Origin of the sequence: Paraburkholderia tropica (assembly GCF_014171495.1) — a bacterium.
In the GTDB taxonomy this organism is placed as follows: Bacteria; Pseudomonadota; Gammaproteobacteria; order Burkholderiales; family Burkholderiaceae; genus Paraburkholderia; species Paraburkholderia tropica.
The window spans coordinates 801,816-822,874 of sequence record NZ_CP049135.1; the positions used below are offsets into that span (position 1 = coordinate 801,816).

Here is a 21,059-nt window from a genome sequence, read left to right on the forward strand (position 1 = left end):
ACGCGAATGGCGCGCGCCATGCAAAACGCCCGGACGTGCACGACATCCGGGCGTTGCGTTCGCGCGCGCCGCAATGCGGCAGCGTCCGGTGTTAAGCAGTGGCTGAAGGCTCGCGTGCGTCGCCTTCGACCTTGACGCTGCTCGCGTGATGCTCGCGCGAAAGACGGCGCATGAGCGGCAGCAGCAGCACGGCGATCAGCATGCCGAGCGCCGCGAGCCAGCCGAGCCCCGTAAACAGCCGCGTATAGAGCGGCAGCGACGTGACGGCGTCGAGTTCGCCCGACGGCATCTGCGCGAGATTCGCCACCACGCTGCCCAGATACTGCGAAATGCCCGTGGCCACCAGATACGCGCCCATCATGAAGCCGCCGAGGCGCGCGGGCACGTAGCGCGCGACCATCGCGAGGCCGAGGCCGCTCACGAGCAGCTCGCCGAGCGAATAGAGCCCGTAGCCCGCCACCATGAACCACGACGACACGCGCCCGTCCACGGCGTAGCGTCCGCTGCCCGCGAACACGAAGAAGCCCGCGGCGACCACGGCGAAGCCGATCGCGTATTTGACGGCCACCGGCACGTCGCGGCCGCGCTTCGCGAGCGACGTGTAGAGCATCGCGAGCGGCGGCGAAAGCAGCATGATCCAGATCGGATTGAGCGCCTGGAATTGCGCCGGGCTCCAGCTAAAGAGCGCGTGCCCGAACAACGAGAATTGCGGATCGACGTTGCGCAGCGCGAACAGCGTCAGCGACGTCGACATCTGCTGATAGAAGATGAAGAACAGAATCACCTGGAACACGAGGATCAGTGCGGCGACGAGGCCGGCGCGTTCGGCGCGTTCGCAGCGCACCAGCATCCAGACGAACACCAGCAGCACGACGACGCCCGCCGCATAGACGCAGGCAACCGCCACATCCTTGTGCTGGAGCACGAACAGCGTGGCCGCGCCCAGCGCCACGCCGCCGACGGCCACGAGCGCCGCGCGGCCGAGGCGCAGCGGTTCGTCGTCGGGTGCGGTGCCGATCTGCGCGAGCGTGCGGCGCATCAGCAAGAAGTTGAGCACGCCGAACACCATGCCCGCGCAGCACACCGCGAAGGCCGCGTGCCAGCCCCAATGATCCTTGATCCACGGCGTGGCGAGCATCGACACGGTCGAGCCGACGTTCACGGCCATGTAGTAAATGGTGAACGCGCTGTCGAGGCGCGCGTCGTCGCCTTCGTAGATACGGCGCACGAGGTTGGCGGCGTTCGACTTGAACAGCCCGTTGCCGACCACGATCACGCCCAGCGACGCGAACATGTGGTGCAGGCTGTCGTTGGGCAGCGCGAGCATCAGATAGCCGATGGCGAGCACGACCGCGCCCGCGACCATCGTGCGGCGCGCGCCGAGCACCTGGTCGCCGATCCAGCCGCCGATGGCCGGCGCGGCGTAGACGAGCGCCGTGAAGGCGCCCCAGGTGAGATTGGCCTGGCTGTCGGTAAAGCCGACCTGGCCGACCATGAAGAGCACAAGCAGCGCGGCCATGCCGTAATAGCCGAAGCGCTCCCACATTTCGATCAGAAAGACGGTCGTAAAGGAGCGCGTCTGTGAGATGGGTGGTGTCATGACGAGTTCCGCAAAAACTGGGGTGGCCCGGATTGTACGCATGTGCGGGCGGCATGGCGCGTTGCTTGTGCGTTGCCTGTGCGTTGCCCGTGCTCCGTGGCGCTGCGTTTCGATCCGCACCGTGTCCGCGCATGACGTGCACCGTGTTTCAGCGCGTGGGAAAGGCCCGTGCGGCGCGCTCTTCTCACCGCCTTCGCCGCGCCTTGCACCACGCCCGTGCGCCGCAGCCTCTTCCGCATTTTTGATAAGCGTCCGGTGACGCTGGCAGCTTTTGCGCCATTTTTGGCGCTCTGGCGCATGCGCGTCTGCCTAAAGTGATCACGTTGGCGCGTTGGCGAAGTTCCACGCCCTCACGCCCGGTTCAACTCACTTCTCGGAAAACAGCATGGCGCTCCAGATCGGCTTTCTTCTTTTCCCCAACGTCCAGCCGCTCGATCTCTGCGGTCCGTGGGACGTATTCGCCTCGATGCCCGACACCTCGGTGCGGCTCGTCGGCAAGACGCGCGACGCAGTGGTCGGCGCGACGGGCCTGCTGCTCACGCCCGACACGACCTTCGACGACTGCCCGCCGCTCGACGTGATCTGCGTGCCGGGCGGCAGCGGCGTCGGCCCGCTGCTCGACGACGACGTCACGCTCGACTTCGTGCGCCGCCAGGCAAGCGGCGCGCGCTACGTCACGTCGGTCTGCACCGGCGCGCTCGTGCTGGGCGCGGCGGGCCTGCTGCGCGGCCGCCGCGCGACCACGCACTGGGCCTTTCACACGCTGCTGGAGCCGTTCGGCGCGATCGCCGTGCAGGACCGCGTGGTGCGCGACGGCAACCTGATCACCGGCGGCGGCATCACGGCGGGCATCGATTTCGCGCTGACGCTCGCGGCGGAACTGATCGGCGTGGATGCGGCGCAGGACCTGCAACTGGAGCTCGAATACGCGCCCGCGCCGCCGTTCGACGCGGGCAATCCCGCCACCGCGCCGGCCGCCGTGGTCGAGCGCGTGCGCGCGCTCAACGCCGCATCGCTGGCCGAGCGCACGCGTCTCGTCGAGCGCGCGGCCGCGAAACTCGCGTCCGGGCGCGCGCTTTGATCGACATCAGCGACATCAACGACATTGGCAACACCCGCGCCGCGCGGAGGGCATAAACGGCATGAGCGGAGTCCTCCGCATCCGTGCGCGCTCACGCGGCGGCCCTGCGCAGCACGCGATAAACACAGCGCAAAAGCCGCGCGGCAAGCCAGGGTCGGCCTTGCTACCGTCTTCGGCACGGATCGTATACATTGGGTCGCGGGCCGTCAGGGCCCGTCGACGGCGTCCGCGTTCGCGCGGACACCGCTTCTCGCATCCTTGCATCACAAGCCCTAAACCAGCGGTACAAATCAACCAAGAGGGGTATCAATGCGCTCCACCACCAGCAAGCTGACTCTCGCCGCGGCCGTCGCCGCATTCGCGCTCGGCGTCGCCGCGCCGTCCTTCGCCCAGGATGCCAGCGCGCCGGCCGCCACGCAGGCCGCGCCCGCTGCCTCCGCGCCGCTCACCAAGGAACAGAAAGCGCAGAAACGCAAGGAAGCGCGCGCGCAGCACAAGGCCGAACGCAAGGCCGCCCGCGCGAAGAACAACGCGGAACTGAAGAAGCTCGAGGACGCCGGCTACAAGCCCGCGAACAACGACCCGAACTACCCGCAAAACATCCAGGACGCACAGAAGAAAGCCGCCGCGGCCGCAGGCGCGAGCCAGTAACGCGTGTGCACGGGAACCGGCGCGGTCGGCCGGTTTCCGTTTTCAAACACGACCGGACGCCGATCTCGCGCCGATCTCGCGCCGATCTCGCACCCATCCCGCACCGATCCCGCGCCATTCGATCGCCGCACCCAGCGCGCACCACGCCCTTCTCCGCCCACCGCCGCGCCGCATTTCCCCCCGCTTTTTCCAGCCTCTTCGCGATCCCGCGACGACGCCAACACCTCATCGACACGATGACGAACCGCGCCATCGCGCCCGCCGACGAGTCGTTTCGCGCGCACCTTCAGCGCATCGCCGTGCCCGATATGGGACGATCTTTTCCGCCATCGGCCAAACCATCGCGTGACGCAGGGCCAGACCCGCGCCGACCCGATCACCGATATCCAGGCTGTTCGAGCCGCACGCACCGACACGATTCGCCTCGCCCGCCGCCGCCCGCTCCTCGCGCATGACGGCCCGCGAGTTCCACCCGGAGTCCACGTCATGAATGCAGCGAATCCGCAGGCCGGCACCCCGCCGAAACCCGAGTCGACGCCGAAAAAAGGCATCCCCATCGGCTTGATCGCGGGCGTCGTCGCGCTCGTCATCGTGCTGCTGCTGCCCTTGCCGGCGAGCCTGCCCGTCGCGGGCCAGCGCATGCTCGCGATCCTCGCCTTCGCCGTGGTCGTGTGGCTCACCGAAGCCGTCTCCTACGAAGCGAGCGCGATCATCATCACCTCGCTGATGGCGTTTCTGGTCGGCACGGCGCCGACCATCGAAGACCCGACTGTCTACTACGGCACCTCCAAAGCCATCACCATGGCGCTCGCCGGCTTCTCGAACTCGGCGCTCGCGCTGGTGGCGGGCGCGCTGTTCATCTCGGCGGCGATGACCGTGACCGGGCTCGACAAGCGCATCGCGCTCGTCACGCTCTCGCTGATCGGCACGACCACGCGGCGCATCCTGATCGGCGCGATCGCGGTGACCATCGTGCTCTCGCTCGTGGTGCCGAGCGCCACCGCGCGCAGCGCCTGCGTGGTGCCGATCATGGTCGGCGTGATCTCGGCGTTCGGCGTGGACAAGCGCTCGAACATCGCGGCCGGCATCATGATCGTGGTGGCGGAAGCGACCAGCATCTGGAATATCGGCATCCAGACGGCCGCCGCGCAGAACCTGCTGACCGTGGGCTTCATGGACAAGATGCTCGGCGCGCGCGTGACCTGGCTCGACTGGCTGATCGCGGGCGCGCCGTGGGCGATCATCATGTCGGTGGTGCTGCTCGTGCTGGTGCTCAAGATGCTGCCGCCCGAAACCGACGCCATCGCGGGCGGCAAGGAAGCCGTCGAGAAGTCGCTGCGCGAACTCGGGCCGATGACCGGGCCGCAGAAGCGCCTGCTGGGCGTCTCCATCGGCCTGCTGTGCTTCTGGGCCACGGAGGGCAAGCTGCACCCCTTCGACACCACCTCGGTGACTTACGTGGGCCTCGTGCTGCTGTTGCTGCCGCGCTTCGGCGTGATGGACTGGAAGACCGTGCAGAGCCGCATTCCCTGGGGCACGGTGATCGTGTTCGGCGTGGGCATCAGTCTGGGCACCGCGCTGCTCACGACCAAGGCGGGCCAGTGGCTCGGCGACCTCGTCGCGCATCACACGGGCCTCGATACGGCCGGTCCGTTCATGGCCTTCGCGATCCTGTCCGCGTTCCTGATCGTGATCCACCTCGGTTTCGCGAGCGCGACCGCGCTCACGTCCGCGATGCTGCCGATCCTGATCGCGGTCCTGCAATCGATGTCGGGCGACTTCAACCGGCTCGGCGTGGCGATGCTGCTCGGCTTCACGGTGAGCTTCGGCTTCATCCTGCCGATCAACGCGCCGCAAAACATGGTGTGCCTCGCCACCGAAACCTTCACCGCGAAACAGTTCGCGAAAGTGGGCATCGTGCTCACGATCGTCGGCTATCTGCTGTTGCTGCTGTTCGCGGCGACGTGGTGGCGCTGGCTCGGCTGGATCTGAGCGCACGTCCGATCGACATCAAGACAACACGGCGCGCCGCCGCTCGCGGCCAGGCGCGCCGCTTCATGCAATCAGGAGCCGCACATGGAAGTCGCAATCGCCGATGCACGCCGCTTCGCCGTGGACGTGCTCACGCATCTCTCGGTGCCCGCCGACATCGCCGCCGATATCGCCGACCACCTGATCGAATCCGACCGCGTGGGCTACGCGAGCCACGGCCTGTCGATCCTGCCGAACTACCGGCGCGGTCTCGAAGCGGGCCTCGTGGTCGCCGACGGACGGCCCGAACGCGTGGTCGACCGCGGCGCGCTGATCGCCTACGACGGCCATACCGGCTTCGGCCAGCACGTCGGCAAGGTGGTTATCGACGACGCCATCGCCCGCGCGCGCGACCACGGCCAGTGCATCGTCACGCTGCGTCATACGCACCATCTGGGCCGCATGGGCCACTACGGCGAAATGGTCGCCGAACAGGGCTTCGTGCTGCTCGCGTTCACCAACGTCGTGAACCGGCCGCCGATCGTCGCGCCGTTCGGCGGACGCGAGCCGCGCCTCACGACCAATCCGCTCTGCTTCGCGGGGCCGCTGCCGGGCGGGCGTCCGCCCTTCGTGGTCGATATCGCGACCAGCGCGATCGCCGTGAACAAGGCGCGCGTGCTCGCGGAAAACGGCCTGCAGGCGCCGCCCGGTGCGCTGATCGACGCCGACGGCCAGCCCACCACCGACCCGAACGTGCTGCTCGCCGAGCCGCCCGGCGCGCTGCTGCCGTTCGGCGCGCACAAGGGCTATGCGCTCGGCCTCGTGGCGGAACTGCTCGCGGGCGTGCTCTCGGGCGGCGGCACGATTCATCCCGACAATCCGAGCAACGGCGTGGCGCACAACAACATGTTCGCGCTCGTGCTCGATCCGCAGGTGGACTTCAACGCGACGTGGCGTTCGCAGGAAGTCGATTCGTTTCTCGACTATCTGCTGAGCTGCCCGCCGCAGGACCCGACGCAACCCGTGCAGTATCCGGGCGAGTACGAGGCGCACAATCGCGCGCTGCATCAGACCACGATCGATCTGCCCGATTCGGTGCGCAAGCCGTTCGGCGATCTGGCGGCGGAGTTCGGCATCGCGCCGCTCGCGGCGGTCTGAGCGGCGTCTGAACCGCATTTGAACGGCGAATCGACCATGAAACAAGGGGCGCCAGAGCGCCCCTTGTGTTTTACCACTGCATTTCCAGCGGATTTTGCCGGGTTCGCACGCCGCGCATCACACCGCGACCGCGCCGACGTAGTTCTCGGCCATCGCCATGGCCGCCGCGCGCGACGTGGTCACGTGCTCCAGTTCCGCGACCTGCAGACGCTGTTCGAACGGCGACGCATCGTCGAGACGGTGCATCATGCGCGTCATCCAGTACGAGAAGTGCTCGGCGCGCCAGATGCGGCGCAGCGCGGTTTCGCTGTACGCGTCGAGCAGATCGGTGCGGCTTTCCTTGTAGAAGGCGACGAGCGCGGCCGTCAGCACACGCACGTCGGCGACCGCAAGATTGAGGCCCTTCGCGCCCGTCGGCGGCACGATATGCGCCGCGTCGCCGGCGAGGAACAGGCGGCCGTGCTGCATCGTCGTCGAAACGAAACTGCGCATGCCGACGATGTTCTTCTGGAAAATATTGCCCTCCACCACCTGATGCCCGTCGTGCGAATCGACGCGCGCGTGCAGTTCCGCCCAGATGCGGTCGTCCGACCAGTTATCGACGTTGTCTTTCGGATCGCACTGGAAATACATGCGCTGCACGTTGGGCGAGCGCGTGCTGACGAGCGCGAAGCCGCGGTCGTGGCGCGCGTAGATCAGCTCGTCGGACGACGGCGGCGCTTCCACGAGAATGCCGAACCATCCGAACGGGAACACACGTTCGTAATCCTGGCGCAAGGCCGCCGGAATCGCGGCGCGCGACACGCCTTGCGAGCCGTCGCAGCCGATCACGTAGTCGCAATGCAGCGTGTGCTGCTCGCCGGCGTGGTCGAAGCGGATCGACGGCGCATCGGTGTCGATGCCGTGAATCGAGGTGTTGCTGACGTTGAAGAACAGCTTGCCGTCCGCCTGCACGCGCGCGGCGACGAGGTCCTTGAGCACTTCGTGCTGCGCGTAGACGGTGATCGACTTGCCGGTCAGATCGGTGAGATCGATGCGGCGGCGCTTGCCTTCGAACGCCAGCTCGAAGCCGTGATGCAGCGCGCCTTCAGCCTTCATGCGCGCGCCGACGCCGGCTTCGCTGAGCGTGTCCATCGTGCCTTGTTCGAGCACGCCCGCGCGGATTGTCGATTCGATCTGCTCGCGGCCGCGCATGTCGAGCACGACCGAGTCGATGCCGCGCAGATGAAGGAGGTGGGAAAGCAGCAGGCCTGCGGGCCCGGCGCCGATGATGCCAACTTGAGTGCGCATGCGGGTTGTCTCCATTTGCATGTTGATTTTGCGCAAGTTTGGCGGGCGCAGGCGATATCGCGCAACGCGATATCGAGAATAGGGACTATCTCGATTGCGAATAACGGGCCGAAACGCAGGCCGAACACGCGCGGCGCGCACGCGTCGGACGGAATGGAATTTGCTGCAGCGCGCCAACGCCTTGTTACTGACCACTTCGAAAAACGATCTCAACGCCATGCCGAATTCGTTCGCCTCTCGTCGCCTTGCCGTCAACGAAGTTTTTCCGCGTGTTTTCCCAATTTCCGATCGGAAACAAACGCACACGAAGCTGAAACACCGCGCCGCCGCGCTCTGCATCGCGCTCGCACTCGGATGCGGCGCACACGGCGCGGCGTTCGCGCAAACAGCGACGCAAACAGCACCGCAAACGGCGTCGCAAACCGCCGCGCCCGCAACGGTGCAAACAGCACCGCAAACCGCGCAGGAAACGACCGCTCTGCCGCTGCCGCCGTCCGAGCTTTACGGCCAGCTTTATCGCGACGTCGAACTTGCGCAGGTCTATCCGGACAGCAAAACGTTCGCGGACATGACGCCAAACGAAGCGCCCGCCAACATCGTCGAGGCCTACGCAAGCTGGCGCACCGAGCACGCGAACATCACCGACGCCGATGCGCGTAAAACCGCGCTGCGGCAGTTCGTCGAGCAGCATTTTTCCGCCGCGAAAGTCGCCACCGACAGCTATGTCGCCGATCCGAACCAGAACGTCGTGAGCCATATCGACACGCTCTGGGACGTGCTGCGCCGCAACCCCGACGCGGGCCAGCAACCCTATTCGTCGCTACTGCCGCTGCCGAATCCGTACGTGGTGCCGGGCGGCCGTTTCAACGAGATTTACTACTGGGATTCGTACTTCATCATGCTCGGCCTGGAAGCGAGCGGGCGGCACGATCTCACGCGCGACACGCTCGACAATTTCGCCACGCTCATCGACCGCTACGGCCACATTCCGAACGGCAATCGCACCTATTACCTGAGCCGCTCGCAGCCGCCATTTTTCGCGCAGATGGTGGCGCTCGTCGCGCAGCGCGACGGCGACGCCGTCTACGTGCGCTATCTGCCGGAACTGCGCAAGGAATACGACTACTGGATGGCGGGCGCAGACACGCTCAAGCCCGGCGAAGCCGCGCAGCACGTCGTGCGTCTCGCGGACGGCACGCTGCTCAACCGCTACTGGGACGCGCGCGCCACGCCGCGCGACGAGTCTTACCGCGAAGACGTGCTGACGGCCCAGGCCGCGCCGCAGCGCGACGCCGCCGACCTGTGGCGCAATCTGCGCGCGGGCGGCGAAACCGGCTGGGATTTCAGCTCGCGCTGGTTCGCCGACAACCACACGCTCGCGACCATCGACATCACCTCGCTCGTGCCCGTCGATCTCAACGCGCTGCTCGTCGATCTCGAACGCACGCTCGCGAAAGCCTATGGCCTGAAGGGCGACGCCGCGCAAGCCCAGGCGATGACCCGGCGCGCGCAACAACGCAGCGCGGCCATCGAACGCGTGCTCTGGGACCCGCAACTGCACGCGTTCAGCGACTACGATTTCGTGCATCACACGCTCACGCACCGGCTGACGGCGGCGACGGTCTATCCGCTCTACACGGGCGTCGCCACGCGCGCGCAGGCGCGCCAGGTGGCCGCCGCCGTGCGCGCGGGGCTGCTGCGGCCGGGCGGACTCGCCACCACGCAGGTGTCGAGCGGCCAGCAATGGGACGAACCGAACGGCTGGGCGCCGCTGCAATATCTCGCGATCGCCGGGTTGCGCCGCTACGGCGAACGCGCGCTCGCGCAGACCATCGCCACGCGCTGGATCGCGACCAACCTCGTCTATTACCGACGCACCGTCAAGCTCGTCGAAAAGTACGACGTGAGCGCGGCGGCCGCGAAGGCGTCGTCGGCGGGCGGCGGCGAATATCCGCTGCAGGACGGCTTCGGCTGGACCAACGGCGTGCTGCGCGCGCTGCTCGTGATGTATCCGCATACGGAAGGCGCGACGATTCCGGCTCAGTGATTCGGGCACCGATTCACGCTGATTCGCGCCGATCTCGCACAAGCGAATCGGCGCGTCTACGAGGATCCCGCCGACCTGTTCGCGCATCTCGACGAAATCGCCGCGCGCAATTGGCGCGGACTGATGCGGACTGATGCGCATGAATCGCCGATCAATCCAGCCCAAGCGCCGTTCGCACCGCAACGCGTAGCAGCGAACAGACGCCGCGCCATCCACGCCACAATCTGAAACGATTCGGGCCGCGCGCCGTATCTGTCTGCACGGGTCCGCACGGCTCGGCACGCAAAAACGCCCCGCAATGCAGCATCGGCCCATGCACCGCGTCCGTGCAGCGCGATGTGCGACGCGCCCACGCCGCCGCGCCAAACCGGCCGCAGCGTGCATACAGCGCGCCTTCGGCGTATGCTCGACCTCATGACCGCAGAGCAATCTGCACACTGGCAGCCGGCTTGCGCCGTCCGAACCGCCATGAACGTCTCCGATCCCGCCTCAGCCGCCGAACCCGGTCCCCGCACAGGACCGCGCGTCACCGTGGTCGTGCTCACGCGCAATCACGTGCGCCAGACCATCGACACCGTCGCGCGCCTCACCGCGCTGCCCGAGCGCCCCTACGTAATCGTCGCCGACAACGGCTCGACCGATTCCACCGTCGGCCTGCTCGCGTCGCTGTTTCCGCAGGTCCGCATCGTTCAGGCGCTCGGCGACCTCGGCATGGCGGGCTTCAATCGCGCCATTTCGCTCGCGCCGACCGAGTACGTCGCCTGCTGCGACGACAGCACGTGGTTCGCGCCCGGCGCGCTCGCGCGCGCAGCGCTGCTGCTCGACGAGCATCCGCAGGTCGCCGTGCTCAATGCCCGCGTCGTCGGCAACGACGAACGCGAAATCCACCCGGCCTGCCTGATGCTGCACGCCACCTCGCCCGGCGCCGACGAGCCGCCCGGCCCCACGCTCGCGGGCTACATGGCGGGCGCGTGCATTGTCCGCACCGCCGTGTTCCGCGCGCTCGGCGGCTATGAAACGCGCCTCTCGCACGGCGGCGCGGAGGAACTGGCCGCGCTCGACCTGCTGGCCGCCGGCCATGCGATCGTCTATTGCGAGCAGGCGCTTGCGCATCGCGAACCGCTCTATCGCGGCTTCACGCGCGCGCAGCACTGCGCGCTTGCGCGCAACGCCGCGTGGGTCGCCTGGATGCGTCTGCCGATGCGCGACGCGCTCGCCGCCACCGGCCGCGCGCTGGCCGTGTTCGCGCGTCAGCGCTCGCTCGGACCCGCCGGTTTCGCGCTGCTGCGCGGCGTGTTCTGGACCCTCGGACGCCGCCGCCGCGTGCCCGCGCATGTGGTACAGCTCACCCGCCAGGTACGCCGCGCCGAGCGCCAGGTGCGCGCCGGCATTCCCGCCGTGGCCGAAAAGTACGACCGCGCGGGCCAGCGTGCGTGGTAAGCTGCGCGCGAACAGTGCCGCCCCGGCAAGGGGCGCCGGCCGCGGGCGCGCGCCTTGCGCGCCCCGATCATCTGAGAGACCTCAACGCGAAACAAGGACCATGACGACGTCCGGCTCCGCCCTGCAACCCGACTCAGGCCTCGCCGCCGAAGGCCATAGCGGACGCCGCTTCGAAGCGCTCGTGCAGCCGATCGAGGACTACGCGATCTTCCTGCTCGATCCGCGCGGCTACGTCGTGAGCTGGAACAACGGCGCGGCGCGCATCAAGGGCTACGAGGCCCACGAGATCATCGGTCAGCATTTCTCGCGCTTTTACACCGACGAAGCCAACGGCCGCCGCTGGCCCGAGCACGAGCTCGAACAGGCCGCGCTGCACGGCCGCTTCAACGACGAAGGCTGGCGCGTGCGCAAGGACGGCTCGATGTTCTGGGCCAACGTCGTGATCACGGCGCTGCGCGAACAGGACGGCTCGCTCGCCGGCTTCGCCAAGGTCACGCGCGACCTCACGGCCGAGCGCCGCCAGGTCGAGGCGCTGCGCCTGTCGGAAGAACGCTTTCGCCTGCTGGTCGAAAGCGTCAGCGATTACGCAATCTTCATGCTCGACCCGCAAGGCCGCGTGGTGAGCTGGAACAGCGGCGCGACCAACCTCAAGGGCTATCGCCCCGCCGAAATCGTCGGTCAGCATTTTTCCGTGTTCTATCCGCCCGAGGAAGCCGCCGCCGGCGCGCCCGAGCGCGAACTGCGCCGCGCCGCCGAAATGGGGCGCTGCATCAACGAAGGCTGGCGCGTGCGCAAGGACGGCTCGATGTTCTGGGCCAACGTCACGCTCACGGCCATTCACGACATGCACGGTCGCCTGACCGGTTTCGCCAAGGTCACGCGCGATATGACCGAAAGCCGCCGCACCGACGAACTCGAGCATTCGAGCGAGCAGATGAAGCAGTTCCTCGCCATGCTCGCGCACGAGCTGCGCAATCCGCTCGCGCCGGTGCGCAACGCCATCGCCACGATGCGGCTGATGCCGGGCGCGAGCCCCGAAATCGACCAGGCGCGCGATCTGATCGACCGGCAGATCGTGCATCTCACGCGGCTCGTCGACGATTTGCTCGACGTGGGCCGCATCACCTCCGGCAAGATCGAATTGCGCGAGGCGCCGCTCGATCTCTGCGAAGTGATGCGCCATGCCGTCGATGCCGCGCGGCCCTTCACGGCGGCGCGCCGCCAGCGCGTCGACGTGCATATGCCCGACGCGCCGATCGCCATGACCGGCGACCACACGCGCCTCGTGCAGGTGCTGCAGAACCTGCTGCACAACGCCTCGAAATTTTCGCCCGACGAGAGCCGCATCGTCATCGACACGCAGAGCGCGGCGCGCACCGTGCAGATCCAGGTGCGCGACGAAGGACGCGGCCTGCGGCCCGACACCTTCGAGTCGATCTTCGGCCTCTTCAGCCAGGACCGCTCGATGCCGGGACCGAGCGAGAACGGACTCGGCATCGGCCTGATGCTGTGCCGCTCGCTCATCGAGCTGCACGGCGGCACGATTTCGGCGGCGAGCGACGGGCCCGGCATGGGCAGCACGTTCACGATCCGTCTGCCGCTGTCGCGCGCGAGTGCGCAGAGCGCGGGCGCGAATCCGCTCGGCGACGGCCTGATCAGCACCGTCGAGCCGATCGCGAGCGCGCACGACGCGGCCGCGCCGCTGCGCGTGCTCGTGGTCGACGACAACCGCGATTCCGCCGACAGCCTCGCGATGCTGCTGGAGTTGAAGGGCCACGACGTGCGCGTGGCCTATAGCGCCACCCAGGCGCGCGAATGCGTGAGCGACTTCACGCCCGACGCCGCGCTTATCGACATCGCCATGCCCGAGATCGACGGCTATGCGGCGCTGCGTTTTCTGCGCGCGCACCCGCCGCTCGCGCACACGCTGTTCGCGGCGATGACCGGTTTCGGCCAGGCCGCCGACGTCGAACTCACGCGCGCGGCGGGCTTCGAGATGCATCTCGTCAAACCGGTGGACGCCGCGCTGTTCGACGAGCTGCTCGCGCGCGCCGCCGTGCGCCGCGCCGCGCTCGCGCCGCTGGGACCGCTCGGGCCGCTCGGCCCGCTGGAACTGCCGCCGTCGAGCTGAGCGTTACAGCGCTCCCGGCCCGTACTTCGCGCCCCGTATTTCAGGGCATTTTCGGCACGAAATCCCGATACTCGATCTGCGCGCCGCGTACGACGATCGCGGTGGACTCCGGCACTTCCGCCCACGCGTCCGGCAGATCGACGATCGGCTCCGAGACGAGCAGATAGGCATCCTCGCCGACCGCATTGATGCGCGGATCGTCGGGATACAGCTCGTGCAGATGCTTGAACGACGTGCTATGAAACAGCGAACGCGAATTGCGCTCGCTCGAATAACGCACCGCCACGAGTTGTTCGCCGTCGCTCGCGCACACCGTCATGTTGAGCGCCGGCTCGATGCCGTGCGCCTTCGCCGTCGCCTCGACGAAACCCGCCATGCGTTCGAGCGCGAGCACGGGATCGAGTTCGAGACCGAAAGTCATCGCCAGATAGAACATCGCCTCCGAATCGGTCGAGCCTTCGAGCGCATTGAAGCGGCCCGGATCGATCGCGACCAGCAACTCGCGCCGCACCAGCGGAAAACTCTCGATCAGCCCGTTGTGCGCGAACATCCAGCGCCGATGCCGGAACGGATGGCAATTGGTTTCCTGCACCGGCGTATGCGTCGCAGCGCGCACGTGCGCGAGGAACATCGGCGCCTGCACGGCGCGCGCGAGTTCGCGCAGATTGCGGTCGTTCCAGGCCGGATGCACGCTGCGATAGCGATACGGAATGTCATGCGGGTGCTGATACCAGCCGAGACCGAAGCCGTCGCCGTTGGTCGTGGTGGCGCCGAGCGTCGAATGCAGGCTCTGGTCGATCAGCGAATGGCGCGCGCGAAACAGCACGGTTTCGAGCGGCACGGCGTTGCCCGTGTAGGCGAGCCAACGGCACATGGAGTCACTCCTTCGTCTGACGATGTCGATGAGGGCGGCCGCGCCGGGCGCTTTCGCCCGCTCAGTTCGCGACGTGAAGCCCGGCAATCGGCGTGAGAAAGCCCGTGAGTCCGGTGAGTATGATCTGCACGCCGATGCACAACAACAGGAACGACGAGACGCGCATCGCCACGCGCGTGCCTTCCACGCCCAGATAGTGCGCGAGGCGCGCGGCGCGACTGTAGACGTAATAGATCACGACCATCACGAGCACCGAAATCGCCACCGACGCGATGCTCGACAGCAGCCATGCCGACAGCTTGTGCGTGCGGTTCGCGTTCAGCGCGATGGCCGTGGCAATCGAGCCGGGACCGGTGGTGAGCGGAATCGTCAGCGGAAAGAAAGCCTTGCCGGTCGCCGACCACGCGCTCACCGGCTTGACCGCCGGATCGTTCGCCACGGGCGGCTCCGGTTCGGGCGCATTGAGCATCTGCCAGCCGGAAACGGCCACCGCGAGACCGCCGCCGATACGCAGCGCCTCCATCGAAATGCCGAAGAAATGCAGGATCGGCGTGCCGACGAAAAAGGCCGCGAGCAGCACGAAACAGGCGTTGGTGGCGACGCGCTTGGCGAGCAGGCGGCGCTCCTCGTCGGTGAGCGTCGAGGTGCGGTCGAGAAAGACGAACGCGATGCCGATAGGGTTGATGATGCTGATCAGTCCGGTGAAACCGAACAGAATGTCGGAAATGAGGCTCTCGATCATGAAGGCAATCCGGTAAGGCCCCACGAGGGCCAGGCTGCGTGCAGTGTACCCAAAGCGATGCGCGGCGTGTCCCGACGGTGCCTGCCCGCGCGCGGGCCGCCGCACGCTTGATGCGACGCAACAACGATACCCGCGTACCGGCGCGCGCCGCAGGCGGGAGATCAGGGATTTTTGGCAGCTTTACGGGGCGCGTTCGCGGGAATAGAGTGGCGGGACCGCACCCGGACGCAACGTTTGCCTTCTTCCCAAGGAGTCGCCATGTCACTGAGGTTGCTTGCCGCCCTGCCCTTCATCGGCATCCTGCTGGGCGTGCCGTTCGTGAACCATACCGAGCCGCTCGTGCTCGGCATGCCGCTGGTGCTGGCGTGGATCGTGATGTGGGTCGTGCTGACCTCGGTGATCATGGCGATCGTCTACCGGCTCGATCCGTCGAACCGCGTCGCGCTCGACGGCGAATCCGACCTGCCGCGCGAGGTGCGATCATGAGCGCGCTTCTCATCATCGTGGCGATTACGATCGTGGCGCTCGCGCTCGGCATGCGCGCGCGGCGCGGCCACGACATGAATCTCGAACAGTGGTCGGTGGGCGGACGCAGCTTCGGCACCGCGTTCGTGTTCCTGCTGATGGCGGGCGAGATCTACACCACGTTCACGTTTCTCGGCGGCAGCGGCTTCGCGTACGGCAAGGGCGCGCCCGTCTATTACATCCTCGCTTACGCGACGCTCGCGTACATCCTCTCGTACTGGATGCTGCCGCCCATCTGGCGCTTCGCGAAGCAGCACCGCCTCGTTTCGCAGCCGCATTTCTTCGCGCGCAAATACAACAGCCCCGCGCTCGGCGTGCTGGTCGCGTGCGTGGGCGTGCTCGCGCTGGTGCCGTATCTCGTACTGCAACTGAAGGGCCTCGGCATCATCGTGACGACGGCCTCGTACGGCGCGATTTCGTCGACGGCGGCCATCTGGATCGGCGCGGCCGTGGTGACGGCCTACGTGATCGTCTCGGGCGTGCGCGGCTGCGCATGGAATTCCGTCGTGAAGGACACGATGATTCTCGCCATCGCCGTGTTCCTCGGCATCTATTTGCCGATCCATCATTACGGCAGCCTCGGCGAGATGTTCCGCGCCATCGACGCCGCCAAACCCGGCTTCCTCACCTTCCCCGCGAAGGGCCAGAGCGTGACGTGGTTCCAGTCGACGGTGCTGCTCACGGCGCTTGGCTTCTTCATGTGGCCGCATACGTTCGGCTCGGTCTACACCGCGAAGGACGACCGCATTTTCCGCCGCAACGCAATGATCCTGCCGCTGTATCAGCTGATCCTGCTGTTCGTGTTCTTCTGCGGATTCGCCGCCGTGCTCAAGGTGCCGGGCCTCAAGGGCGGCGACATCGATCTCTCGCTGTTCCGGCTTTCGCTGCAAACCTTCGACCCGTGGTTCGTCGGCGTGATCGGCGCGGCGGGCGTGCTCACGGCGCTCGTGCCGGGCTCGATGATCCTGACCACGGCATCGACGCTGCTCGCCAACGACGTCTATCGCGGCGCGATGATGAAAACCGCCGACGACGCACGCGTCGCGCGGCTCGCGCGCATGTTCGTGCCGGTGATCGCGCTGGTGGCGGTCGGCTTCACGCTCAAGGGCGGAGATACGATCGTCGCGCTCCTGCTGATGGGCTATAACTTCGTGACGCAGTTGTTCCCGGCGCTGGTGTGCAGCCTCGCGCCGCGCAATCGCGTGACGAAACAAGGCGCGTTCTGCGGGATTCTCGCGGGCGCGCTGGTGGTCGCGCTGACCACGCTGATGCACGTGAGCGTCGCGCAACTGATCCCCTTCGCGCCCGATGCGCTCAAGGACATCAATATCGGTTTTCTGGCGCTCGGCGTGAATATCGTCGTGCTCGCCGCCGTGAGCGTGGTGACGCAGCCGCGCACGCACGCGGATCACGAGCATGCGGGGGCGCATTGAGGGTGGGGGTTGACGGGCTGGCGCCGCATGCAAAAAAGGCCGTCTTGCGACGGCCTTTTTTATTTTGCTGACTTCGCAGCAGCGCTCGAAGAACCCGTCGCCTTCGCCAGTCCCGGCGTGGCGGCGCGCGCTTCGGCCAGCAACGTGTCCCAGTCGTCCGGCGGTCGCTTGCGGTCCAGCATCTTGCCGAACACCCGGTAGGCGTCGCTCGCCGAGCCATAGGCGCGCCGGGTCCGATCGTCGTTCACCCAGCCAAGAATGATCGTTCGACTCGGTTTGTGAAAGCGAAAAAACAAGCGATATTGCTGGAAAAATTTCGCGCGGAACCAGTGTTTGCGCGCATCGCCCAAGGTGTCGCCTTGCCGGTATTCCGCCTTCTCCGGATCGTCGGGGATCAGTTCCCAGGCAAGCTTCGCGATGGCCGCGAGCCGCCTGGTCGCGTTCTTCGTCAGGTAATCTTCCGGCAGCTTACGCTTGAGCGCCTCGACTTCTTCCAACAACGATTCGAGCTGATCGAGAAAGCACGGATGGGCGAAGATCGCCCATCCATTGACCACGAGTATCGGTGTCTGCGCGTGTGATGCCCCCGCCGTGGTCATTCGTCATCCGGGGAAAGGACCGCATCGAGGTCGATCTCGACGCCTTGCGTCAACGTCCTGACACGCGCCACGTAGGCCGGCGGAAACGAGCGCAGCGTCTCCGGCCGATGCTGGATTTCGCGCGCGAGAAAATCCAGAAACGGCGCGAACGCGGGATCTTCTTCGTCCTCGGGCGCGGCGCGCTCCATCACGACTTCGCCCGACGACTTGACCCTGTAATGAATCTTGTCGCGCTTGCCGAGTTTCAGCGCGCGCCGGATCGGCTCCGGCACCGTAGTCTGATAGCGGTCGGTCAGCGAGGATTCCGCCTCGACCATCAGGTCCGCGTCGCGCACAAAAGAAGAGGCCATGATCGACTCCCATTGCATCCGTTCGTCATACATGCAATGGTAATGCAGTTGCATTGCCTAGGCAATGCAACTGCATTGTCGTCGCTCAAGTCAAGCTCGAATCACGCTCGAACCCGTCAAATGCGGGGAAATGCGGGCCTTATCGCTTCCCCGCGCCATACAGCGTCGAATCCGCGAATCCCTCCGCGCCCAGCACGCGGCCGACCAGAATCAGCGCCGTGCGCTCGATATCGGTGGCTTGCACCTTCGCGACGATATCCGCGAGCGTGCCCGTCACGCGTTCCTCGTCGGGCCAGCTTGCCCGATAAACCACGGCCACCGGACAATCGTCGCCATAATGCGGACGCAGTTCCTCGACGATGCGCGCGATATGCCGCACGCCCAGGTGAATCGCCATCGTTGCGCGATGGCGCGCGAGATCGCCGAGCGCTTCGCCTTCGGGCATCGCGGTCTTGGTGGCGTAGCGCGTGAGAATCAGCGTCTGCGAAATGCCGGGCAGCGTGAGTTCACTGCCGAGCGTCGCGGCGCAGGCCGCCGTCGCGGTCACGCCTGGCACGATTTCATAAGGAATCCCGAGTTCCCGCAAACGACGGATCTGCTCGCCGATCGCGCCGTACAGCGACGGATCGCCCGAGTGCACGCGCGCGACGTCGTGTCCGGCGCGATGCGCACCATCAAGCAGCGCGACGATCTCGTCGAGCGTGAGCGGCGCGGTGTCCACCACCTGCTGCGCGCGGTGGCCGTCGAGCACGGCGGGCGGCACGAGCGAGCCCGCGTAGAGAATCACGGGACACGTGCGCACGAGGCGCTGGCCCTTCACGGTGATCAGTTCGGGATCGCCCGGACCCGCGCCGATAAAGTAGACGGTCATGCGTTCAAATCCTGCGTGTTAATCGGTGAATCGAAAGCTCGGAGCAACAAAAGCGCGAAGCGCGTCGATGGCCTCTTGCGGCGCGTCGAATTCGCGCTGTGCGGACGGCAGCGTCGGACGCCGCATCATCACCACGGGCAAGCCGCGTTCGCGCGCGACCGCGAGCTTCGCTTCGGTGGCCGCCCCGCCGCTGTTCTTGCTGACGATCACATCGAAGCGCCCCGCCGCGAACAGCGCGCGCTCGCCTTCGGGCCTGAACGGCCCGCGCGCGTCGATCACCTCGGCGCGCGCGTGGCCCGGATGCGCGTCGAGACAGCGGATCGTCCAGTGCTGATGCGCGGGAATCTCGTCGAGATGCGCGAGCGGTTCGCGGCCCAGCGTGAACAGCGGACGCGCGAACGGTGCGAGCGCGTCCGTCACGCCGGTCCAGCCGTCGACCAAGCGCCAATCGTCGGCCGATTCCGGCTGCCACGGCGCGCGGCGCAGCGCCCAGTACGGCACGCGCGCGTCGGCGCACGCCTGCGCCGCGTTCGCGCTGATGCGCGCGGCGTACGGATGCGTGGCGTCGAGCACGAGCGAGATCGCTTCGTCGGCGAGATAGCGCGCGAGTCCTGGCGCGCCGCCGAATCCGCCCACGCGCACGGCGCACGCGAGATCGGCGGGCACGCGGCCCAGACCCGCGAGGCTGTACACATGCTCGGGCGCGAGCGTGCGCGCGATGCGCAGCGCGTCGCCGGTGCCGCCGAGCAACAGGAGACGAGGCGCGCGCGCGCTCATGGCTTGCGCACGTCGTAGAGCGTGACGGGCAGCGCCTGGCGCCAGGTGTCGAAACGCCCGAGCGGTTCCGCCTCGCCGATGCCGATGCGCGTGAGCGTGCCGCCGTGCTGCGCGCGCCACGCGACGAGCGCCGCCTCGCTCTGCACGGTCACCGCGTTGGCGACCAGCCGCCCGCCCGGCGCGAGCCGTTCCCAGCAGGCGTCGAGCACGCCCGGCACCGTCACGCCGCCGCCGATAAACACGGCGTCCGGCGCGGCGAGGCCCGCGAGCGCATCGGGCGCGCGGCCCGCCACCAGTTGCAGCGCGGGCACGCCCAGCGCGTTACGGTTGTGCTCGATGAAGCGCTGACGCTGCGCGTTCGCTTCGATCGCGATCGCGCGGCAAGCGGGATGTGCGCGCATCCATTCGATGCCGATCGAGCCGCTGCCTGCGCCCACGTCCCAGAGCAGCGCGCCCGGCGTCGGCGCGAGGCGCGCGAGCGTGAGCGCGCGCACATCGCGCTTGGTGAGCTGGCCGTCGTGCTGGAAGGCGTCGTCGGGCAGGCCGGGTGTGAGCGTCCAGGCATCGGCACGCCGGGCGTCGTCGGCCTCGCATTCGAACGCGACCAGATTGAGCGCGGCGCATTCGTCCACTTGCCACGCATCGGCGCGGCCTTCGATGCGACGTTCGAGCGCACCGCCCAGATGCTCGAACACGCTCAGGCGCGTCGCGCCGAAACCCTGCGCGGCGAGCAGCGCCGCGAGCGCGGCGGGCGTGCGGCCGTCGGCGCTCAGCGCAAGCACGCGCGAGCGCGCGAACAGATGGCGGCGCAGCGCGTCGAGCGGACGGCCGACGAGCGACACCGCCGCCACGTCCTGCAAGGCCCAGCCGAGCCGCGCCGCCGCCAGCGACAGCGACGACGGCGCGGGCAGCACCGCCATTTCATCGATCGGCACATGACGCGCGAGCGTCGCGCCCACGCCGAAGCACATCGGATCGCCGCTCGCGAGCACGCATACGCGCGACTGCGATTGCGACGATTCGCGCAGCGCCAGCAGCGGCGCGACGCTGAACGGCTGCGGCCAGGCCTCGCGGCGCGCGCCCACGCGCGCGGGCAGCATCGCGAGATGACGCTCGCCGCCCGTCACGACATCCGCCTCGAACAGCGCGCGCCGCGCGGCGCGTCCGAGTCCCGCGTATCCGTCGTCGCCTATGCCGATCACCGTCAGCCACGCCCGCCTGCCCTGCATCCGATCTCCGTTCCGGGTTGCGCGCGCGCCGTTTCGTCTCGCGGAGCACGCTGGAAAACGGGCATAATACCGCTTCCGCCGGCGCCGGACGGGCCTGAAAACCTCGACGGCATAAAAGGGAACACAGCAAAACTGTGGCCGCCCCCGCGACTGTGAGCAGCGAGACCGCATCCACCCGAGCCACTGGTTTTACCGGGAAGGCCGATGCGGCCGCCGACCTGCGAGCCAGGAGACCTGCCGGCCGAACGACTGTTCGTGCGAGCCCATGCCGGGCGGGGTGTACCGGCGGC

At 67.5% G+C, this 21,059-nt stretch carries 18 protein-coding genes and 1 riboswitch; of the genes, 9 read left to right on the forward strand and 9 right to left on the reverse strand.

All coding sequences use genetic code 11. The features are described from left to right. Nucleotides 1-91: 91 nt before the first annotated feature. Nucleotides 92-1,600: a peptide MFS transporter gene (locus G5S35_RS18450; RefSeq protein ID WP_065059516.1), complete on the reverse strand. Its 1,509-nt coding sequence runs from the start codon at nucleotides 1,598-1,600 to the stop codon at nucleotides 92-94. A 385-nt stretch (nucleotides 1,601-1,985) separates the two neighbouring features. Between G5S35_RS18450 and G5S35_RS18455 the strand changes: the two genes are divergently transcribed. From G5S35_RS18455 to G5S35_RS18470, 4 genes are all read left to right on the forward strand, one after another. Next, entirely contained in the window at nucleotides 1,986-2,681 is a 696-nt protein-coding gene (locus G5S35_RS18455) for a DJ-1/PfpI family protein (protein WP_183039380.1), read from the forward strand. A gap of 309 nt (nucleotides 2,682-2,990) precedes the next feature. Further along, nucleotides 2,991-3,332 carry a hypothetical protein gene (locus G5S35_RS18460; RefSeq protein WP_065059514.1) on the forward strand — a complete coding sequence of 114 codons (342 nt, stop codon included), beginning with the start codon at nucleotides 2,991-2,993 and terminating at the stop codon, nucleotides 3,330-3,332. Nucleotides 3,333-3,818: 486 nt separating this feature from the next. Continuing rightward, the gene (locus tag G5S35_RS18465) at nucleotides 3,819-5,324 is read left to right on the forward strand and encodes a DASS family sodium-coupled anion symporter (protein ID WP_065059513.1); all 1,506 of its coding nucleotides are present in this window, start codon (nucleotides 3,819-3,821) and stop codon (nucleotides 5,322-5,324) included. An 84-nt stretch (nucleotides 5,325-5,408) separates the two neighbouring features. Next, the gene (locus tag G5S35_RS18470) at nucleotides 5,409-6,461 is read left to right on the forward strand and encodes an Ldh family oxidoreductase (protein WP_183039381.1); all 1,053 of its coding nucleotides are present in this window, start codon (nucleotides 5,409-5,411) and stop codon (nucleotides 6,459-6,461) included. 117 nt (nucleotides 6,462-6,578) lie between these two features. On the opposite strand, the gene G5S35_RS18475 is transcribed toward G5S35_RS18470, so the two are convergent. Continuing rightward, nucleotides 6,579-7,751, reverse strand: a complete 1,173-nt coding sequence (locus G5S35_RS18475; RefSeq protein WP_183039382.1) for a 4-hydroxybenzoate 3-monooxygenase — start codon at nucleotides 7,749-7,751, stop codon at nucleotides 6,579-6,581. Between the two features lie 280 nt (nucleotides 7,752-8,031). On the opposite strand from G5S35_RS18475, the gene treF reads away from it, so the two are divergent. From treF to G5S35_RS18490, 3 genes are all read left to right on the forward strand, one after another. Continuing rightward, nucleotides 8,032-9,798, forward strand: coding sequence for an alpha,alpha-trehalase TreF (treF, locus tag G5S35_RS18480; RefSeq protein ID WP_408583711.1), 1,767 nt, complete (start codon nucleotides 8,032-8,034; stop codon nucleotides 9,796-9,798). A 468-nt stretch (nucleotides 9,799-10,266) separates the two neighbouring features. After that, the gene (locus G5S35_RS18485) at nucleotides 10,267-11,238 is read left to right on the forward strand and encodes a glycosyltransferase family 2 protein (protein ID WP_183039384.1); all 972 of its coding nucleotides are present in this window, start codon (nucleotides 10,267-10,269) and stop codon (nucleotides 11,236-11,238) included. A 100-nt stretch (nucleotides 11,239-11,338) separates the two neighbouring features. Next, entirely contained in the window at nucleotides 11,339-13,369 is a 2,031-nt protein-coding gene (locus G5S35_RS18490; RefSeq protein WP_080180678.1) for a PAS domain-containing hybrid sensor histidine kinase/response regulator, read from the forward strand. A gap of 40 nt (nucleotides 13,370-13,409) precedes the next feature. Here the strand turns inward: G5S35_RS18490 and G5S35_RS18495 are convergent, their stop codons facing one another. After that, nucleotides 13,410-14,243, reverse strand: a complete 834-nt coding sequence (locus tag G5S35_RS18495; protein ID WP_074986651.1) for a class II glutamine amidotransferase — start codon at nucleotides 14,241-14,243, stop codon at nucleotides 13,410-13,412. Between the two features lie 61 nt (nucleotides 14,244-14,304). Further along, a complete protein-coding gene (locus G5S35_RS18500) occupies nucleotides 14,305-14,985 on the reverse strand; it encodes a MarC family protein (protein ID WP_065059508.1) in 681 nt (226 codons plus the stop codon). Nucleotides 14,986-15,243: 258 nt separating this feature from the next. On the opposite strand from G5S35_RS18500, the gene G5S35_RS18505 reads away from it, so the two are divergent. Then, complete coding sequence (locus G5S35_RS18505) at nucleotides 15,244-15,471, forward strand: DUF3311 domain-containing protein (RefSeq protein WP_065059507.1); 228 nt, start codon at nucleotides 15,244-15,246, stop codon at nucleotides 15,469-15,471. Next, entirely contained in the window at nucleotides 15,468-16,943 is a 1,476-nt protein-coding gene (locus G5S35_RS18510) for a sodium:solute symporter family protein (protein WP_065059506.1), read from the forward strand. The genes G5S35_RS18505 and G5S35_RS18510 overlap by 4 nt, the downstream gene beginning before the upstream one ends. Nucleotides 16,944-17,002: 59 nt before the next feature. On the opposite strand, the gene G5S35_RS18515 is transcribed toward G5S35_RS18510, so the two are convergent. From G5S35_RS18515 to cbiE, 5 genes are all read right to left on the reverse strand, one after another. Beyond that, nucleotides 17,003-17,542, reverse strand: a complete 540-nt coding sequence (locus G5S35_RS18515) for a type II toxin-antitoxin system YhaV family toxin (RefSeq protein WP_074986653.1) — start codon at nucleotides 17,540-17,542, stop codon at nucleotides 17,003-17,005. Then, the gene (locus tag G5S35_RS18520) at nucleotides 17,539-17,892 is read right to left on the reverse strand and encodes a type II toxin-antitoxin system PrlF family antitoxin (RefSeq protein WP_234775103.1); all 354 of its coding nucleotides are present in this window, start codon (nucleotides 17,890-17,892) and stop codon (nucleotides 17,539-17,541) included. The genes G5S35_RS18515 and G5S35_RS18520 overlap by 4 nt, the downstream gene beginning before the upstream one ends. A gap of 139 nt (nucleotides 17,893-18,031) precedes the next feature. Beyond that, nucleotides 18,032-18,763, reverse strand: coding sequence for a precorrin-4 C(11)-methyltransferase (gene cobM / locus G5S35_RS18525; protein WP_065059504.1), 732 nt, complete (start codon nucleotides 18,761-18,763; stop codon nucleotides 18,032-18,034). A gap of 18 nt (nucleotides 18,764-18,781) precedes the next feature. Next, the gene (locus tag G5S35_RS18530) at nucleotides 18,782-19,540 is read right to left on the reverse strand and encodes a cobalt-precorrin-6A reductase (protein WP_183039385.1); all 759 of its coding nucleotides are present in this window, start codon (nucleotides 19,538-19,540) and stop codon (nucleotides 18,782-18,784) included. Beyond that, on the reverse strand, nucleotides 19,537-20,769 hold the full coding sequence (gene cbiE, locus G5S35_RS18535) for a precorrin-6y C5,15-methyltransferase (decarboxylating) subunit CbiE (RefSeq protein ID WP_183039386.1): 1,233 nt from the start codon (nucleotides 20,767-20,769) through the stop codon (nucleotides 19,537-19,539). The genes G5S35_RS18530 and cbiE overlap by 4 nt, the downstream gene beginning before the upstream one ends. 62 nt (nucleotides 20,770-20,831) lie before the next feature. After that, a riboswitch (cobalamin riboswitch) is annotated at nucleotides 20,832-21,025 on the forward strand. Nucleotides 21,026-21,059: the final 34 nt, after the last annotated feature.

What these genes read in the sequence shown, in the direction of transcription:
- cbiE (WP_183039386.1), bottom strand. Translation starts at nt 20,769, where the DNA reads ATGCAGGGCAGGCGGGCGTGGCTGACGGTGATCGGCATAGGCGACGAC.
- G5S35_RS18455 (WP_183039380.1), top strand. Translation starts at nt 1,986, where the DNA reads ATGGCGCTCCAGATCGGCTTTCTTCTTTTCCCCAACGTCCAGCCGCTC.
- G5S35_RS18510 (WP_065059506.1), top strand. Translation starts at nt 15,468, where the DNA reads ATGAGCGCGCTTCTCATCATCGTGGCGATTACGATCGTGGCGCTCGCG.
- G5S35_RS18495 (WP_074986651.1), bottom strand. Translation starts at nt 14,243, where the DNA reads ATGTGCCGTTGGCTCGCCTACACGGGCAACGCCGTGCCGCTCGAAACC.
- G5S35_RS18475 (WP_183039382.1), bottom strand. Translation starts at nt 7,751, where the DNA reads ATGCGCACTCAAGTTGGCATCATCGGCGCCGGGCCCGCAGGCCTGCTG.
- G5S35_RS18530 (WP_183039385.1), bottom strand. Translation starts at nt 19,540, where the DNA reads ATGAGCGCGCGCGCGCCTCGTCTCCTGTTGCTCGGCGGCACCGGCGAC.
- G5S35_RS18485 (WP_183039384.1), top strand. Translation starts at nt 10,267, where the DNA reads ATGAACGTCTCCGATCCCGCCTCAGCCGCCGAACCCGGTCCCCGCACA.
- G5S35_RS18490 (WP_080180678.1), top strand. Translation starts at nt 11,339, where the DNA reads ATGACGACGTCCGGCTCCGCCCTGCAACCCGACTCAGGCCTCGCCGCC.
- G5S35_RS18515 (WP_074986653.1), bottom strand. Translation starts at nt 17,542, where the DNA reads ATGACCACGGCGGGGGCATCACACGCGCAGACACCGATACTCGTGGTC.
- G5S35_RS18450 (WP_065059516.1), bottom strand. Translation starts at nt 1,600, where the DNA reads ATGACACCACCCATCTCACAGACGCGCTCCTTTACGACCGTCTTTCTG.
- G5S35_RS18470 (WP_183039381.1), top strand. Translation starts at nt 5,409, where the DNA reads ATGGAAGTCGCAATCGCCGATGCACGCCGCTTCGCCGTGGACGTGCTC.
- G5S35_RS18505 (WP_065059507.1), top strand. Translation starts at nt 15,244, where the DNA reads ATGTCACTGAGGTTGCTTGCCGCCCTGCCCTTCATCGGCATCCTGCTG.
- G5S35_RS18500 (WP_065059508.1), bottom strand. Translation starts at nt 14,985, where the DNA reads ATGATCGAGAGCCTCATTTCCGACATTCTGTTCGGTTTCACCGGACTG.
- G5S35_RS18460 (WP_065059514.1), top strand. Translation starts at nt 2,991, where the DNA reads ATGCGCTCCACCACCAGCAAGCTGACTCTCGCCGCGGCCGTCGCCGCA.
- cobM (WP_065059504.1), bottom strand. Translation starts at nt 18,763, where the DNA reads ATGACCGTCTACTTTATCGGCGCGGGTCCGGGCGATCCCGAACTGATC.
- G5S35_RS18465 (WP_065059513.1), top strand. Translation starts at nt 3,819, where the DNA reads ATGAATGCAGCGAATCCGCAGGCCGGCACCCCGCCGAAACCCGAGTCG.
- G5S35_RS18520 (WP_234775103.1), bottom strand. Translation starts at nt 17,892, where the DNA reads ATGGCCTCTTCTTTTGTGCGCGACGCGGACCTGATGGTCGAGGCGGAA.